Source organism: Nocardia acidivorans NBRC 108247, assembly GCF_001625085.1.
Classification (GTDB): domain Bacteria; phylum Actinomycetota; class Actinomycetes; order Mycobacteriales; family Mycobacteriaceae; genus Nocardia; species Nocardia acidivorans.
In genome coordinates this window covers 15099-30618 of sequence record NZ_BDAW01000011.1, presented here as the reverse complement: position 1 = coordinate 30618, position 15520 = coordinate 15099, and the positions used below count along the sequence as shown (strand labels likewise).

The window sequence follows — 15520 nt, the reverse complement described above, 5'->3', positions numbered from 1 at the left end:
CCGCCGCGTGCGGACTCCTCAGTCCGCGCCCCAATGCTGCTGCATCAGAACACCTTTGCTCTGGAGCCAGACCACGGGGTCGACCCGGACGCCGTCGGTGCCCCAAATCTCCAGGTGCAGGTGCGGGCCGGTGGAGTCGCCGCGATTGCCCACCGAGGCGATGACTTCGCCGACGTCCACCCGATCGCCCCGGCTCACGTACATATCGTTGACGTGGCCGTAGACGGCGATGGTGCCGTCATCCTGTTTGACCCGCACCCACTGCCCGAAACCCTGCGCCGGGCCCGCGTCCAGTACGGTGCCGCTGCGGACCGAATGGATGGGCGTGCCGATCGGATCGGCGATATCGACGCCGTAATGGAAAGCGCCCCAACGGCCGCCGAATCCGGAGCTGATCTGGCCACCCTGCACCGGCAGCACCGTGCGCTCGATGGTCAGCGGCGCGGGGGCGGGAATGGCGGGGACCGCCGGGAGCGCGGGCGCGGGCGGCAGGGCCGGAATCGCCGCCTGTACCGCCGGCAGCCATTGCTGTTGCAGGTCTTTGATGGTCTGCTCGGCCTGGGCCAGCGGGGCCGCCACCTCCGGTGGCAATCCGACCAGCCCGAAGGGGGTGCTCACCGCCGCCGCGGGCGCGACTTGCGCTGGGGCGGAAACGGGTTCGGCGGTATTCACCGGATCCTCGTCCGCCGGTGCGAGCGGGGTGGCCTCGGCAATGGCGGGGGACAGGTGCGCACCGGTGGTCAGCAGCGCGCCCGCCGCGATGGCGACGCCCGCGACCGCTTTGAACCGGACGGTGGGCAAGGTCTCCGCGCGATGGGTACTGGGACAATGGATCTCGGACGCCTCGAGCAGATCGGCGACGGAGAGGGAACCGGGAGATACTCGATGATTCGGCAAGGCTCATCCTCGGGTCGAGAATTGAATGCGCGACGTGCCGAAAACTCTACAGACCCGAGATCATCGCCACCGGCGAATTCGAATGGCAATTGCCCTGTACCGTAATTCCTTTCACCGCACCGATGAATTCACCGGCCCCGCCCCGTCCAGATCGGTATGACCGTGAACAAGAGCAAGTTCGTTCTGATCCCCGGCGCGGGCGGAATGGCGTCGTACTGGCATCCGGTGGTGGCGGGCCTGACGGCCGCGGGGCACGAGGCGGTCGCCGTCGACCTGCCGGGCGATGACGAGCGGGCGGGGCTCGCGGAGTATCGCGATATCGTGCTGAAGTCGGCCGCCGACGGCGATGTCCTTGTCGCACAGTCGCTCGGCGGCTTCACCGCCGCCCTGGTCTGCGAGCTCATCACCCCGTCCGCCCTGATCTTCGTCAACGCCATGATCCCGCGACCCGGCGAGACCGCGGGCCGGTGGGGCGCGAATGTCGGCTCCGCCGAGGCCCGCCTGGCCGCGGCCGATGCCGGTGGCTACACCCGTGAATTCGACGACGCCGTCTACTTCCTGCACGATGTCCCGCCGGAGGCGCTGGACGACGGCCCCGAACGCCCCGAATCCGAGCGCATCTTCGACGATGTCTGCGACTTCACCCGCTGGCCGGATATCCCCACTCGCGTGCTGGTCGGCGCGGACGACCGCCTCTTCCCGCTCGGTCTGCAGCAGCGCGTTGCCCGCGATCGTCTCGGCGTCGAGGCGGACATCATCCCCGGCGGCCATCTCGTCGCACTCTCGAATCCCCGGGGCGTGGTCGAATACCTCTCGGCCGCAGCGGAATCCGCTCACTGAGTCAATCGCGCCGAGCAGTACACCGACGTGACCGCCGATCCCGGGCCGCCGCGCATCCACCTGGAGGAGACGCTGCTACGCGAACTCCAGGACATTCCGATCGTCAAGGAGAACAGCACGGCCCGGGGTGAATTGCGCGCCTCGGCGGTCTTCCGGCCCGAACTGCGCGAACAGCCGCGCGCCGCAACGCTGAGCGGGACCAACGACACGGCCGAACTCATCCGCGGCGCGCAGCGGCACGGCAGTGTGGTCCCCGAGATCACCGCGGACGATGCCGCCGAACGCCTCACCGGGCTCATCGAAGCACTCAGCATGCGCTGCTCAGCGGTTCACTCGATCTGGAGCAGGCGCGAAAGCTCTTGCGCGGCGCGCTTACCGCCGAATTGGGCGCAGAAAGTCATTGATGGCGGCCCACATCGGCGGATTGAGCTGAACGTGCGTGCCGGTGCCGGTCACGGTCCGGAAATCCACGCCATTGGCGGCGAACTGCGCGGCCAGCGTGGCGTGCAGCGGTGAGGGCACGGTCGCGTCGGTGATATTGACCAGCAATAGAATCGGCCGGTTGTAGCCGGTGGTCGGCACCGTCAGATAGTCGGTGTAGGCGGCGCGAATCGGTTCGCTGCCGAGCGAGCGGCTCAGCAACTGGCCGATGCCGACGCCATTGACGGTCGCCTCGATCTGCGGTTCGCACAGGGTGCCGATGCGGTCGAGCAGATCGCGGCCGAACGGGGTCAGATAGCTGTCCACCTCGGCCTCGGGGCGGGTGGCGCGCACCCCGGCCAGGATGTCCGAGAAGAAGCCGAGTGTGCCGGAGGTGTCGGGCAGTGCCGGGATGCCGGGTCCGGCGATCGGCAGCACCTTTTCCACATCCGATTCCGGGTCCACCGCGATGGTGCCGCGGAAATCCAGGTCCGGCGCGTAGGTTGCCTGAAGGTGGCCGGTGCCCAGTGCGGCCTGCCCGCCCTGCGACAGACCCATGACCGCCCAGGTCGTGGAGAGCTCCGGCTTCGCCGCCCGCGCGGCCCGCACCATATCGATGGTGGCGGTCGCCTCGCTCTGCCGTTCCAGATAGGGATGCGGGCCGTTGTCGTAGAGGCCGAGTCCGAGATAGTCGGGTGCGACCACGGCGAAACCCTGCGAAACCAGGGACCGCATGATGTTGTCCTCGTCCGCGACATAGGCGTCGTACGGTGCCGTGCTCGGATCGGACTTGCCACCGCAACCCGGCCCCAGCCCCGTGGTGCCGTGATCGAATGCGACTATCGGCCAGCCGTTTTCGGGGGGCGGGCCGCCCGGCACGAAGAGCGCGCCGCTGGCCTGCTTCGGGGTGCCGTGCGAATCGGCCATCCAGTACCTGAGCACCGATCCGCCCGGGATGCCGTGGAATCCGTCGTCGCGCGGCTCGGCCGAGATGAGCGTTCCGGGTGGATCGGCGACCGCGGTCGCGGTATCGAGTCCGAGCGTCATACTCGCCGTGGCGGTGGCCGCGACCACCGCGCCCGCCCAGCCGCGAATCCCTGGCATACCGCACCTCCCGACTCGCCGAAAACGCTATCGAAGACTAGTAGCTGACTATTCGCTACACGGCTCCGCATTGCAAGGTGACGCGAGTCGCTCAGAACAATCGGAAGCCCGTGCCCGCGCCGCCGTGCTGATTGATATTCGCGAGCACATTGGCGATCCCGGTGGCGAAATCGGGTTCGTGCACCGGATTGGCGGGATTGGCGCAGGAGGGCAGGTGCAGGTCCACGCTGCCCAGATCGATGGGCTGACCGGAGACGATCATGCCGACCAATCGATCACCGACCAGTACCGGCGAACCGGAATCGCCGTAATCGGCGCAGACATGACTGCTGAAACCCTCGGTCATCTCCTCCCAGACCGGACCGCAGGTGAATCCGGTGGTGCGCCCGTTCTTGCAGACCATCTGCAGCGGTGCGGGCGGTGCGCCCAGGCCGGCCACCACGCCGGCGGTGATCTGCCGAACCGGAATCACCTTGGCCGGATCGAATTCGATGACCGCCCAATCCCAGAAGTAATCCTGCTCCGCGAGCCGGCCCAGAAAACCCGTGCCGAGGGAGTTCTCGGCGAGTACTTGCGCGCCCACCTCACCGCAGTGTCCGGCGGTAATTCCGACCAGGCGATTCGCGGCGTCGAATCCGATGGCGGTGAGGGTGCACAGCGAGAACTCATCGGGCTCACCGGTGCCGATCGCTATACCCGAACCGGGCCCGAGCACCGCCGGACCGGCGGCGGCCGCGACGCCCGAGGGGGTCAGGGCCAGGCTGAAAATCACTGTGGCAGCGGCGGATCCGAGGCCGCTGCAAATCTTGCCCAGGGAGTACATGCCGAACCTCTCGCGCGGGAGGCCATCGGGGCCAGGTGATCGACGACAGCGGGAATGACGCCCGCTCGCGCGGACCGGAGACCGTGATGCGTGAACCTGGAAATCGGGGTGTTGCGAATCGGCCGAGAAGTAATGCGTAAGCCGAATAAGTGAAACATACCATTCGGACTTATTTATCTGAAATGTCCCCTTTGTGTGTGTGACCGACGTGCGCGCAGGCGTGTCGAGGCCGCACCGGGGAATGGCGACAATTCCGGCACGCGGGTGGGGCCGGTCGAGGCAGAGTGTGCGAATGGATATCGGTATCGCATTGCCCACCATGTGCCGGGGTTACGACCGCGGCGCGACCGTCGACTGGTGCTTGCGCGCCGAGCAGGGTCCGTTCGCGAGTATTTCCTGCGGGGAGCGGATGACCTTCCACAATCCGGAGATGTGGACGACCCTGGCCGCGGCGGCGGCGCTCACCGAGCGGGTGCGCATCTTCGCCAATGTGGCTGTGCTGCCCGCACATCCACCGGCCTTGATCGCCAAACAGGCGGCCACCCTCGATGTGCTGTCGCAGGGTCGCCTCACCCTCGGGGTCGGGGTCGGTGCGCGACCGCACGACTACGGCAGTCTCGGAGCGGGATTCGGCCATCGCCATGCGACTCTGGAACGCGGGGTGGCCGAACTGCGCGCACTGTGGTCCGGGACCCCGCATACCGAGGGTGCGGATCCGATCGGACCGCCGTGTGTCCAGGCGGGCGGTCCGCCGATTCTCGCGGGTGCGCTGGGGCCGAAATCGCTGGCGCGGGCGGCACGTTGGGCCGACGGTGTGGTCGCCTTCAGCCTCGGCGGGGCACCCGGTGAGATCTCCTGGGCCGCCGACAATGCGCGCCGGGCCTGGATCACCGCCGAGCGAGAGACCAAGCCGCGCTTGGTGAGTGGCTGCTTCTACACCCTCGGCATTCCCGACGCGGCTCCGGTGCTGCGCGATTTCACCGCCGAATATCTGGCCTTCCTGGGCTCGAAGAACGCCGAAGCCACCGCGGCGGCCATGACCACCTTCGACGCCGACGCGATCCTGCGCGCCATCGACGGAGCCGAAGCCGCGGGCCTGGACGAATTCATCCTGGTCCCCGGCTCCACCGATCTCGCGGTTCTGGAGGCGACCGCGAAACTGGTCGAATCCCGCTGACATCTCGGAGTGGCCCGGGTCACAGTTTGGTCGCGGTTCGCCGCAATCTCCGCAAACCCTTTCCGGATCCTTTGCCGAGTCTTTACGATTACGCCGTTCTGCCTAGCGTCGTGCTGTCACAGCCTCGCCCGTCGCTCGCTCTCGATGCCAGTACATGTTGACCGATGAACCGGGCGGTTCCCCGCCGTTCCGGCGAAGGAGAAATATGTCCACCGACACCGAACAGCCTCCCCGGACGTCGCTCCCCGGCCTCGCCGAGTTGGTACGCCACGACCTTCCAGCCTCGCTGGTCGTGTTCCTGGTTTCGCTGCCGCTCTCGATCGGTATCGCCGTCGCCGCCGGAGCCCCGGTCGCCGCCGGTCTGATCGCCGCGGTCGTGGGAGGGGTGGTAGCCGGACTCATCGGCGGTTCCACCCTCCAGGTCAGCGGTCCCACCGCCAGCCTGACCGTGGTGGTCGCCGAATCGATCAATCAATTCGGCTGGGCCGCCACCTGTTTCATCACCGTCGCGGCCGGCCTGCTGCAAATAGTCTTCGGACTCAGCCGGATCGCGCGCGGCGCACTGGCCATCGCGCCCGTGGTCGTGCACGCCATGCTCGCCGGGATCGGCGTGGTCATCGCACTCCAGCAGGTGCATGTGCTGCTCGGCGGTGATTCGCTGAGCTCGTCCTGGGACAGCCTGGTGGGCCTGCCCCAGGAGCTGCGCTCGGTGCACGGCGGTGATCTGCTCGTCGGCCTGCTGGTCATCGTCATCCTGGTGGCGTGGAAGCGGCTGCCCGCACCGGTGCGCGTCATCCCCGCCCCGCTGGTGGCGGTGGTCGCGGCCACCCTGCTGGCGCTGGTGCTGCCCACCCGGGTCGAGCACATCATGCTCAATGGCTCACTGCTGGACGAACTTCGACTGCCCCGGGTGCCGCACGGCAGCTGGGCGGCGATCGCGCTGATGGCAGTGACCATCGCGCTCATCGCCAGCGTGGAGACCCTGCTCTCGGCCGTGGCGGTGGACCGTATTCGCCAGAACTCCGCGCGCCGTACCGATTTGGATCGCGAACTGATCGGCCAGGGCGTGGCGAACATGGTGTCCGGCATGATCGGCGGACTGCCCGTGGCGGCGGTCATCGTGCGCAGCATCACCAATGTGAAGGCGGGCGCGCGCGGTAAGGCCTCGACCATGCTGTGCGGCCTCTGGGTACTGCTGTTCTCGGTGGCCTTGGTCGGGGTGGTGCGCCAGATTCCCAAGGCCGCACTGGCCGGACTGCTCATCGTGGTCGGCATCCAGCTCATCAAGCTCGCGCATATCCGGCGCGCCCAGCGCACCGGTGATCTGGTGGTCTACGCGGCCACCATTGTCGTGGTGGTGTTCTGGAACCTGTTGCTGGGCATGGTCGTCGGCCTCGCGCTGGCCTTCGCGCTGCTGCTGTGGCGGGTGGTCCGGGTCTCGGTGACCTCCGAGGCGGTGGCGAGCGGACGCTGGCGGGTCACCGTGGACGGCACCTTCACCTTCCTGGCGGTGCCCAAGTTGACCGCCGAACTGGCCAAAGTGCCGACCGGGGCCGATGTCGTCATCGAGATGTCCGTCGACTTCCTCGATCACGCCGCCCACGACGCGGTGCAGGAGTGGGTCGCCGAGCACCGAACCGATGGCGGCACGGTCGAATTCGTCGAGATGGGTACCGTGCGCATGGCGGGCGCGACAGACGGCCCGCCCGCGCGCGGACATTCGCGGCATATGCTCGACGAGGTGCTCGGGCCGTGGCGGCGCACCGGGGCAGAGGTCGACCCCATCGTCGCGGGGGTGGCCGCGTACAACCGCAGTCACGCGCATGTGATGCGTCCGCACCTCGGGGTGCTCCGCGATGGGCAGGAACCGGATTCGCTCTTCGTCACCTGCGCCGATTCGCGGATCGTGCCGAATGTGATCACCAACAGCGGTCCGGGCGATCTGTTCACCATCCGCAATATCGGCAATCTGATTCCCGCCGATCGCCGGGACACCTCCATGGAGGCCGCGCTCGTCTACGCCCTCGACAAACTCGATGTGCGCTCGGTGGTGGTCTGCGGGCACTCCGGATGCGGGGCCATGGAGGCACTGCACTCCGAGGCGGTGACCGGATCGGATCTGGACGGCTGGCTGGCCAATGCCAGGCCCAGTCTGCTGCGCTTGCGGCTCGGGCATCCGGTGGCCGAGGCCGCGGCCGCCGCCGGATTCGAACCGGTCGATCAGCTCGGCATGGTGAATGTGGCGGTGCAGTTGGAGACGCTCTACGCGCATCCGGTGGTCCGCCGCGGGGTGATCGAACGGGGCGTGGTGCTCTCGGGCCTGTTCTTCGATATCGCCACCGCGCGCGTGGTGGAGGTCACGGTGGACGGGATCGCGGAGATCGGGGATCACGGTGTGGCGCGAATCCGCCCCGGGGATCTGCTGCACACCGCCGGCGCCGGGTAACCGGCGTAGGTTACGCAGCACCGGGCGTGAATCCATCAGGATTCACGCCCGCTTTACGTTGTGGCATCGGTTTTCTCAGCTTTTACTAAGTCTTTACTTCTAGCCTGGCCAACAGCTCGTCCGGTGAGTCTGTGGCCAACGCTGTCCACAGCATCAATTCGATGCCCACAGAACATGTTCGACGCTTTCGGATCGATTCGGTCCGGAGAAGGAGCCGAGATGTCCACCGACACCGATTCACCGCCAGGTAGAGCGGACCGCTGGTCCACCACCCTGCTGCGCCATGATCTACCCGCGTCCATTGTGGTCTTCCTGGTCGCGCTCCCGCTATCTCTCGGCATCGCCGTCGCCTCCGACGCGCCGATCGCCGCCGGTCTCATCGCCGCTGTGGTCGGCGGCGTGGTGGTCGGACTGCTCGGCGGAGCACCCCTGCAGGTGAGCGGACCCGCCGCCGGCCTGACCGTGGTGGTCGCCGAAACTATCAATCAATTCGGCTGGAAGACAGCCTGTTTCATCACCGTCGCGGCCGGACTGCTGCAAATCCTGTTCGGCCTGAGTCGAATCGCGCGCGCCGCGCTGGCCATCGCGCCCGTCGTGGTGCACGCCATGCTCGCCGGTATCGGCATCACCATCGCACTGCAACAACTGCATGTGCTCCTCGGAGGGGCGTCGCACAGCAGTGCCTGGAAGAACCTGGTCGAACTTCCCGGCGAGTTGCTCTCCCTGCACGGTGACGATTTCTTCATCGGCGCGGTCGTCATCGTCATCATGCTGACGTGGAAGTACGTGCCCGGGAAGCTGAGGGTGCTGCCCGGACCGCTCGTGGCCATCGCCATCGGCACCGGACTGTCGCTCATCGTGCCCGGCAATGTGGAGCGGATCGTCTTGAGCGGATCGCTCTTCGACGCCATCGGGCTGCCGCAGGTTCCCTCGGGCGGCTGGGGTGCGGTCGCGCTGGCGGCTCTGACGATCGCGCTCATCGCGAGTGTGGAGAGTCTGCTGTCCGCGGTCGCCGTGGACAAGATGCACACCGGTCCGCGCACCAATTTCGACAGGGAACTGGTCGCGCAGGGCGCGGCCAATATGACCTCCGGACTGCTCGGCGGACTGCCGGTCACCGGCGTGATCGTGCGCAGTGCGACCAATGTGCAGGCCGGGGCGCGTTCCAAGGCTTCGGCCTTCCTGCACGGCATCTGGATTCTGGTGTTCTCGGTCGCGCTGGTCGCGGTGGTGGAGCAGATTCCCAAGTCCGCGCTGGCCGGTCTGCTGATCGTGGTCGGCATCCAGCTGGTCAAGCTCGCGCATATCCGCCTGGCCCGGCGCACCGGTGACCTGCTGGTCTACGTGGTGACCGTGGGCGCGGTGGTGTTCCTGAACCTGCTCGAGGGCGTGCTGTTGGGCCTGGCGCTGGCCTTCGCGCTGCTGCTGTGGCGGGTGGTGCGGGTGACGGTCTCGGCCGATCCCGTGGTGGGCACCGATCGGTGGATGGTCAGCATCGAGGGCACCTGCACCTTCCTGGCGCTGCCCAAGCTCTCGGCGCAGCTGGCCAAGGTGCCCGAGGGCAGTACCGTCCTGGTGGAGATGAGCGTGGACTTCCTCGATCACGCCGCCTACGAGGCCATTCACGATTGGGCCGCCCAGCATGAGAACACCGGGGGCCGAGTCGAATTCGTGGAACTGGGCTCCGCGCCGATGGCGGACGCGCTCACCGGTCCGCCGGTGCGCGGGCGCTCGCGCGGGCTGCTGGACGAGGTGCTGCGGCCCTGGCAGGCAGGGGAGGGCAATCCGATCACCACGGGTGTGCGGGCCTTCCATCGCCGCAACGCCCACGTGATGCGGCCGCATCTGGATGAACTGCGGGACGGGCAGAATCCGCATTCGCTCTTCCTCACCTGCGCCGATTCCCGCATCGTCCCGAACCTCATTACCAATACCGGTCCGGGCGACCTCTTCACCATTCGAAATGTCGGAAATCTGGTGCCGCCCAACGGTCGGGACAGCTCCGTGGAGGCCGCGCTGGCCTTCGCCCTGGACGAGCTCGAAGTGGATCACGTTGTGGTGTGCGGACATTCGTCCTGCGGTGCGATGAAGGCACTGCTCGACGGGGTGCCCGAAGGACCCGGCCTCGGAGAATGGCTCCGCAATGCCGATATCAGCGTCGATCGCTGGCATCGCGGGCATGCGGTCGGCCGGGCCGCCGCGGCCGCGGGCTTCGGTCCCGCCGATCAGCTCGCCATGGTGAATGTGGCGGTGCAGCTCGAGACGCTGCGCACCCATCCGGTGGTGCGAGATGCCATGTTGCGCCGGGGCGTCGCGGTCTCGGGTCTGTTCTTCGATATCGGCTCGGCCCGGGTCATGCAGGTGACCGCCGACGGCCTGTCGGAGATCACCGACCCCGACCTATCGGCCCTGGCGATCTCCTCCACGCACTGAGCCCGCACCCCGAATCGGCGACCGGTATCGCATCGGTCGCCGATTCGGCAGTGGCGGAGATGTTTCGGCGCGGGCGGGCCGGACACGCCCACCGTCTTCGGCAGGGTCCGTGATTGCCGTTGCGGTGCCTTACCTTTGGCGAATGCGCCTGGGTGCTGATGAGCAGGATTCGGTGGTCCTCATACTCGGTGCGGGTCCGGCGGGCCTGGTGCTCGCAAATATTCTGCGGGCCGCGAATGTGCCGACCGTGGTGCTGGAGCGCCGGACGCGCGAGCAGGTGCGCCAGCGAGCGCGCGCCGGATTCCTCGCACCCGACAGCGTCGCGGTCCTGCGCGAACACGGGCTGGCCGCCGGACTGGACGCGCGCGGGCGCACCCACGACCGCTGCGAATTCCGCAGTCCGGCAGGCTCTGTCGAGCTGCGCTACGGCGAACTCGGCGCGGGGCAGCCGCATACGGTGTATCCGCAACAGGATCTGGTCACCGATCTGATCGCGGAGTATCTGGCGGGCGGCGGTGTGCTGCACTTCGGCACCACGGTCGAGCGGATCGAGGATATCCACACCGATCGGCCCGCGGTCCTCGCCCGCGACGCCGCCGGTGCCGAAATCCGTTTCACCGGTCACTATCTGGCCGGATGCGATGGCGCGCGGGGGATATCCCGCACCGCGGTGCCGACCACCATCGCGGCCAGCGATCACGGCATCACCTGGCTGGCCCTGCTCATGCAGGCCCCGCCCGCCGGCGAGGCCGTCATCTACGGGGTGCACCCCGACGGGTTCGCCGGGCAGATGCCGCGCACCGCCGAGGTGACGCGCTATTACCTGCAATGCGATCCCGGTGCGCGCCCGCGGGAATGGAGTGACTGGCGGATCTGGGACGAACTGGCGCGCCGACTGGACGCCCCGGGCCGTCCGGCCCCGGCCACCGGGCCGATCATCGAACGCGGCCTGGTGCGATTGCGATCGCGGATTCTGGATCCCATCCAGGCGGGACGGCTATTCCTGGTCGGGGATGCGGCCACCTCCATCAGCCCCTCGGCGGCCAAGGGCGCGAATCTGGCGATCGTCGGGGCGCAACTGCTCGCCGAAGCGCTCATCCCCGCCGTGCGCTACGGCAAAGGCGATGCGCTGCAACGGTATTCGGAGCAGGCCCTGCCGCGCATCCGGCGCGCTCAGGAATTCTCGCACTGGATGATCGACCTGCTGCATCCGCCCGCCGGTTACGGCCCGGAGACCGCGTACCGGCGTGAGCTCCAGCGGGCACGACTGCACAACCTGGCAACCTCGCGTTCGCACCAGCATGTTTTCGCGGACAACTACGTCGGTATCTGAAGCCTTCGGGCGGCGTGACACCCGGTCGTCGGCAATGGATTTCGTGCTGCCGCGCTAGACCGGATCGGGATTCGGCCGCCCTTCGAGCATCCCGAGGTAGGTGTCCAGTTGTGCTGCGCCGGTGAGGAGTTCGCGACTGCGGGTGGTCAGGCGCAGTTGCCAGTCGGTGAGGAAGGTGGCCAGGGCGTCCGCGCCGCCCGCCTCGCGCAGCGATTCCAGGAACCGCGCGACCTGGGGCAGGGGATAGCCGCCGCGGCGGAGCTGGCGGGCGATCTCGGCGTCGCGGACGAGGTCCGGATCGTAGCTGCGGTAGCCCGTGGCCCGCTCCCGCGGCGGGCGCAGAATGCCCTGGGTTTCCCAGGTGCGCAGGGTCGCCGGGTGCAGGCCGAGGCGGCGGGCGAGTTCGCCGACGGTCAGTGGTGGGCCGGGAACCGGGGTGGTGGTCGCGGTGGTCAGGGTGCTCAGGGCCGCCGCGACCTCGGCGCGGGTGGTGCGTTCGGAGCGCAGTGCGATATGGGTGGCGTCGATGAGCCGGTAGGCGGTTTCGGTATCGCCGTGGTGGAACGCGCGCATGATCTCCGCGGCCCGCTGATGGCCGTGCCCGGCGCGCAGGGCTACAAACGCGCGGAGCGCCTGCGCGTGCAGGGGCGTGTACTGACGGTAACCGGAGTCGCTGCGCTCGGCGGGCGGGAGGATCTCCGCATCGTCGTAATTGCGGATCGCCTGGGCGGACAGCCCGTGCTCACGAGCCAGGTCGACGGGCCTCAGTTCGCACCTCCGTTTGAGGGTTTTCGCGGTATTCACCGGGTGGTTTGTGAAGAAGTCTCACCCGAACCTTCAACGATACTGTCGAAGGTAGTTTCCTTCGAAAAGGGGTGCCCATGTCCACCGTCACCACACCGCGTTCCCTCGCCCGCCCACTCGATGATGCGGCGGGCCTCGCGTCGGCTGTCGATGCGTTGCTCGCCGGGCGGGCCGAACCGCCGGTCCTATTCGGGCTCGGTGAGCCGACCCACGGGATCGTCGCGTTTCCGTTGCTGCGCAACGAACTTCTGCCGCATCTGGTCGAAAAGGGGTATCGGGCGGTCGTATTGGAGACCGATTTCTTCGCCGCGTCGCTGATCGACGAGTATGTGGGCGGGGGACCGGCTGAACTCGGCACGGTGCTCGAGACCGGATTCAGTCACGGCTTCGGGGCCGTGCCGGGCAATCGCGAACTTCTGCGGTGGCTGCGCGCGCACAATGCCGGGCGCGCACCGCGAGATCGGGTGCGCTGCTACGGGTTCGACGCGCCGACCGAGTACGCCGGAGCGCCGAGTCCGCGGCGCGCGCTGGGCGCGGTGCTCGACCGGCTGCCCGCGGCATTGCGGCCCGCCTCGGCGGGAGATCTGGATGCCCTGCTCGGCGACGAGTCCGAATGGCTGAATCCGGCGGCCATGTACGACGCGAACGCGTCCATCGGGAATTCCGAACGTGTTCGGGCACTGCGGATCATCGCCGATGATCTCGCCGACGCGCTGCGGCGGGCGGCGCCCGCGCTGCATGCCGCGGATCCGTCCGGATACTTCCGCGCCGCAGCACACGCGCGGACGGCACAGGGGTTGCTGCGCTATCACGTGGCCATGGCCGATGCGGCGGCCGATCGGATGGAGACGCTGATCAGTGTGCGCGCCGAGATCATGGCCGAGAATCTGCTCGCCATCGTCGAGCGGGAACGGGAGCGGGGACCGGTCCTGGTATTCGCACACAATGCGCATTTGCAACGCGCGCAATCGCATTCGCCCGTCGGCGGCGCGGTGAACTGGGCGAATACGGGTGCACTGGTCGGGCTCGCGCTCGGCGAGCGGTATGTGTTCGTGGCATCGGATGCCAATCCGAGGAGTGAACCCGGGACGCTGCAACATCTGCTGGCGGAGGCGACCGATCGCCGCGCGCTGTTTCCCGCGCCCGCGCTCCGGGCCGCACTCGATCCCTCGACCCGGGCGGGCGAACCGATTGTGCCCGGTCATATTCCGCTGCGGCCGTCCGACCTTGACGGTGCGGACGCGGTCGTGTTCATCGCCGATACCGACGGGGTCCGGGTCCGGTACTGGTAAACAGGATGGGCCGTGATCGGCGCGGTGGAGCAACGGCCTTGGACCCGCATGTATTTCGTAAAGAGAATACGCACCGATCGCGGGCGGGATTAGCGTGGGAAGGTCGGACGCTTTCGGTTCCGGGGGGTGGGGTTGATGGCAGCGGATGTGATCGGCAAATACGCGCGGGTGACGGCCGCCATCACACCCGGCCACCTCGGCGAGGTTGTCATCGAGGTGCGCTTCGGGACCGAACGGTTCCTGGCCCGCGCCGCCGACGGTGAATCGACGATTCCCAAGCATGCCCAGGTGCTCGTGGTCGACAGTCTGGGTGGTCGCACTGTCGAAGTCGTTCCCGTGAATTGAAGGTGCATCGTGGACGTCCTGGTCCTTGTCTCGGTCGGGATTGCGCTCATTGTCCTGGTGGTCGCCGTCGGCCTGTTCCGTGCCGCCTGGCGTATCGCCGAACCCGATGAGGCGCTGATCATTTCGGGCTTCCGAGCCGGGACCGGACCGGGCGGGTCGGGGGAGAGCATGGGCTTCCGCATCGTCACCGGACGCGGCTGCCTGATCATGCCCGGACTGACCAAGGTGCGCCGAATCTCCTTGGAGGCGCACGAATCCCAGATCGCGGTGCCGTGCGTGAGCCGGCAGAAGATCAATCTGCAACTCACCGGCGTGGTGATGTACAAGGTGGGCGACGATTACGGATCGATCGCCAATGCGGCACGGCGATTCCTGGACCGGCCCGCCGATGAACTCGAGACCAAGGTACAGAACGTCTTCGTCGGACATCTGCGCGCCATCGCCGGATCCATGACCGTCGAGGACATGATCAGCGATCAGGACAAGTTCTCCGAACAGGTCCGCGATCGGTGCTCGCACGAGATGGAATCGTTCGGGCTGGTGATCGACTCGTTCCAGATCCAATCCATTGCCAGCGAGTCGAATTACATTGCCAACCTTGCGATTCCGCGTCATGCCGAGGTCGAGCAGCATGCTCGTATCGCGCGTGCGAACGCCGAACGCGCCGCGATCGAACAGGAGCAGTCCGCGCAGGCGCGGGTGGCGCTGTCGGTGCGCGACACCCAGATCAAGAAGGCCGGATATCAGGCCGAGGTGGATCGGGCGACCCAGGAATCCCAGCAGCAGGGTCCGCTCGCCGAGGCCACCGCACGCCAGGCCGTGGTCGAAGTCGCCACCAAGGTCGCGCAATTGGAGGCGCAGCAGCGCGAACAGGAGTTGCAGGCCTCGATCCGCAAGCCCGCCGACGCCGAGGCGTATCGGCAGACGACCCTGGCCACCGCGGCCCGCGATGTGCAGATCAGTCAGGCGCAGGCCGATGCGCAGCAGACGCGGTTGCGCGCGGAAGCCGCTGCGGCGCAGACCCGAATGCAGGCCGAAGCCGAAGCGGAGTCCATTCGGGTGCGCGCGGCCGCGCAGGCCGAGGCGACCCGGCTCACCGGGCAGGCCGAGGCCGATGCCATCCAGGCACGCGGTCTGGCCGAGGCCGAGACGGTGCGCGCTCGGATGGCGGCCGAGGCCGCCGGTATCCAGCAGCGGGCCGAGGCGATGAGCAAGAATCAGGAGGCGGTGATCGCCCAGCAGGTCGCGCAGAATCTGCCGGAAATCGTTGCCGCGGCGGCGAAACCGTTCGAGCATGTCGGGCAGTTCACCGTGCTCAACGGCGCCCAGGGCGTGACGGCCGCACTGGCGGAGATCATCCAGCAGGCCGGGACACTGACCTCGATGGCGCGTGAATCCCTACTGCCCGCGCTCAAAGTCGATCCCACCGCGGTGAACGGGGAGGTGAAACCCGTCGCGTGAGCTGATGATCAGCTGATCACCGGGAACCGGTGGCGGGTCTAGGCCGCGAGGCGACGCCATCGGTTCCTGGTGATCGCATGATCGGGTGTGGTCGGCTGTGATGTCTTTCGGTGGGTCGCGGCGCGGGGCGGAAATCTGTTCGGGC

The 15520-nt window shown here is 67.7% G+C and carries 12 protein-coding genes; 8 read left to right on the top strand and 4 right to left on the bottom strand.

All coding sequences use genetic code 11. The annotated features are described in order from the left end of the window. Window positions 1-18: 18 nt before the first annotated feature. Window positions 19-897, bottom strand: coding sequence for a M23 family metallopeptidase (locus NA10_RS05375; RefSeq protein ID WP_084514332.1), 879 nt, complete (start codon window positions 895-897; stop codon window positions 19-21). A gap of 162 nt (window positions 898-1059) precedes the next feature. Between NA10_RS05375 and NA10_RS05370 the strand changes: the two genes are divergently transcribed. Continuing rightward, the gene (locus NA10_RS05370; protein WP_218021456.1) at window positions 1060-1737 is read left to right on the top strand and encodes an alpha/beta fold hydrolase; all 678 of its coding nucleotides are present in this window, start codon (window positions 1060-1062) and stop codon (window positions 1735-1737) included. A 372-nt stretch (window positions 1738-2109) separates the two neighbouring features. On the opposite strand, the gene NA10_RS05365 is transcribed toward NA10_RS05370, so the two are convergent. Next, window positions 2110-3261, bottom strand: coding sequence for a lipase family protein (locus NA10_RS05365; RefSeq protein WP_067564231.1), 1152 nt, complete (start codon window positions 3259-3261; stop codon window positions 2110-2112). 91 nt (window positions 3262-3352) lie between these two features. Further along, a complete protein-coding gene (locus NA10_RS05360; protein ID WP_157556087.1) occupies window positions 3353-4033 on the bottom strand; it encodes a S1 family peptidase in 681 nt (226 codons plus the stop codon). Between the two features lie 343 nt (window positions 4034-4376). On the opposite strand from NA10_RS05360, the gene NA10_RS05355 reads away from it, so the two are divergent. The 4 genes from NA10_RS05355 (at window position 4377) to NA10_RS05340 (ending at window position 11473) form a co-directional block, all read left to right on the top strand. Beyond that, entirely contained in the window at window positions 4377-5261 is an 885-nt protein-coding gene (locus NA10_RS05355; protein WP_067564228.1) for an LLM class flavin-dependent oxidoreductase, read from the top strand. A 205-nt stretch (window positions 5262-5466) separates the two neighbouring features. After that, window positions 5467-7707 carry a SulP family inorganic anion transporter gene (locus tag NA10_RS05350; RefSeq protein WP_067564226.1) on the top strand — a complete coding sequence of 747 codons (2241 nt, stop codon included), beginning with the start codon at window positions 5467-5469 and terminating at the stop codon, window positions 7705-7707. A gap of 219 nt (window positions 7708-7926) precedes the next feature. Beyond that, the gene (locus NA10_RS05345; RefSeq protein ID WP_067564461.1) at window positions 7927-10140 is read left to right on the top strand and encodes a SulP family inorganic anion transporter; all 2214 of its coding nucleotides are present in this window, start codon (window positions 7927-7929) and stop codon (window positions 10138-10140) included. Window positions 10141-10282: 142 nt separating this feature from the next. Beyond that, window positions 10283-11473: a 4-hydroxybenzoate 3-monooxygenase gene (locus tag NA10_RS05340; RefSeq protein WP_067564223.1), complete on the top strand. Its 1191-nt coding sequence runs from the start codon at window positions 10283-10285 to the stop codon at window positions 11471-11473. 54 nt (window positions 11474-11527) lie between these two features. On the opposite strand, the gene NA10_RS05335 is transcribed toward NA10_RS05340, so the two are convergent. Beyond that, window positions 11528-12241 (bottom strand): MerR family transcriptional regulator, encoded by a 714-nt coding sequence (locus NA10_RS05335; protein WP_067564459.1) that lies wholly within the window; start codon window positions 12239-12241, stop codon window positions 11528-11530. 113 nt (window positions 12242-12354) lie between these two features. Between NA10_RS05335 and NA10_RS05330 the strand changes: the two genes are divergently transcribed. From NA10_RS05330 to NA10_RS05320, 3 genes are all read left to right on the top strand, one after another. Further along, window positions 12355-13569, top strand: coding sequence for an erythromycin esterase family protein (locus tag NA10_RS05330; RefSeq protein WP_067564220.1), 1215 nt, complete (start codon window positions 12355-12357; stop codon window positions 13567-13569). A 135-nt stretch (window positions 13570-13704) separates the two neighbouring features. Beyond that, the gene (locus NA10_RS05325; RefSeq protein ID WP_218021455.1) at window positions 13705-13914 is read left to right on the top strand and encodes an NfeD C-terminal domain-containing protein; all 210 of its coding nucleotides are present in this window, start codon (window positions 13705-13707) and stop codon (window positions 13912-13914) included. Between the two features lie 9 nt (window positions 13915-13923). Beyond that, entirely contained in the window at window positions 13924-15375 is a 1452-nt protein-coding gene (locus NA10_RS05320; protein ID WP_067564218.1) for a flotillin family protein, read from the top strand. Window positions 15376-15520 lie beyond the last annotated feature (145 nt).

What these genes read in the sequence shown, in the direction of transcription:
- NA10_RS05355 (WP_067564228.1), top strand. Translation starts at nt 4,377, where the DNA reads ATGGATATCGGTATCGCATTGCCCACCATGTGCCGGGGTTACGACCGC.
- NA10_RS05350 (WP_067564226.1), top strand. Translation starts at nt 5,467, where the DNA reads ATGTCCACCGACACCGAACAGCCTCCCCGGACGTCGCTCCCCGGCCTC.
- NA10_RS05345 (WP_067564461.1), top strand. Translation starts at nt 7,927, where the DNA reads ATGTCCACCGACACCGATTCACCGCCAGGTAGAGCGGACCGCTGGTCC.
- NA10_RS05340 (WP_067564223.1), top strand. Translation starts at nt 10,283, where the DNA reads ATGCGCCTGGGTGCTGATGAGCAGGATTCGGTGGTCCTCATACTCGGT.
- NA10_RS05365 (WP_067564231.1), bottom strand. Translation starts at nt 3,261, where the DNA reads ATGCCAGGGATTCGCGGCTGGGCGGGCGCGGTGGTCGCGGCCACCGCC.
- NA10_RS05330 (WP_067564220.1), top strand. Translation starts at nt 12,355, where the DNA reads ATGTCCACCGTCACCACACCGCGTTCCCTCGCCCGCCCACTCGATGAT.
- NA10_RS05325 (WP_218021455.1), top strand. Translation starts at nt 13,705, where the DNA reads ATGGCAGCGGATGTGATCGGCAAATACGCGCGGGTGACGGCCGCCATC.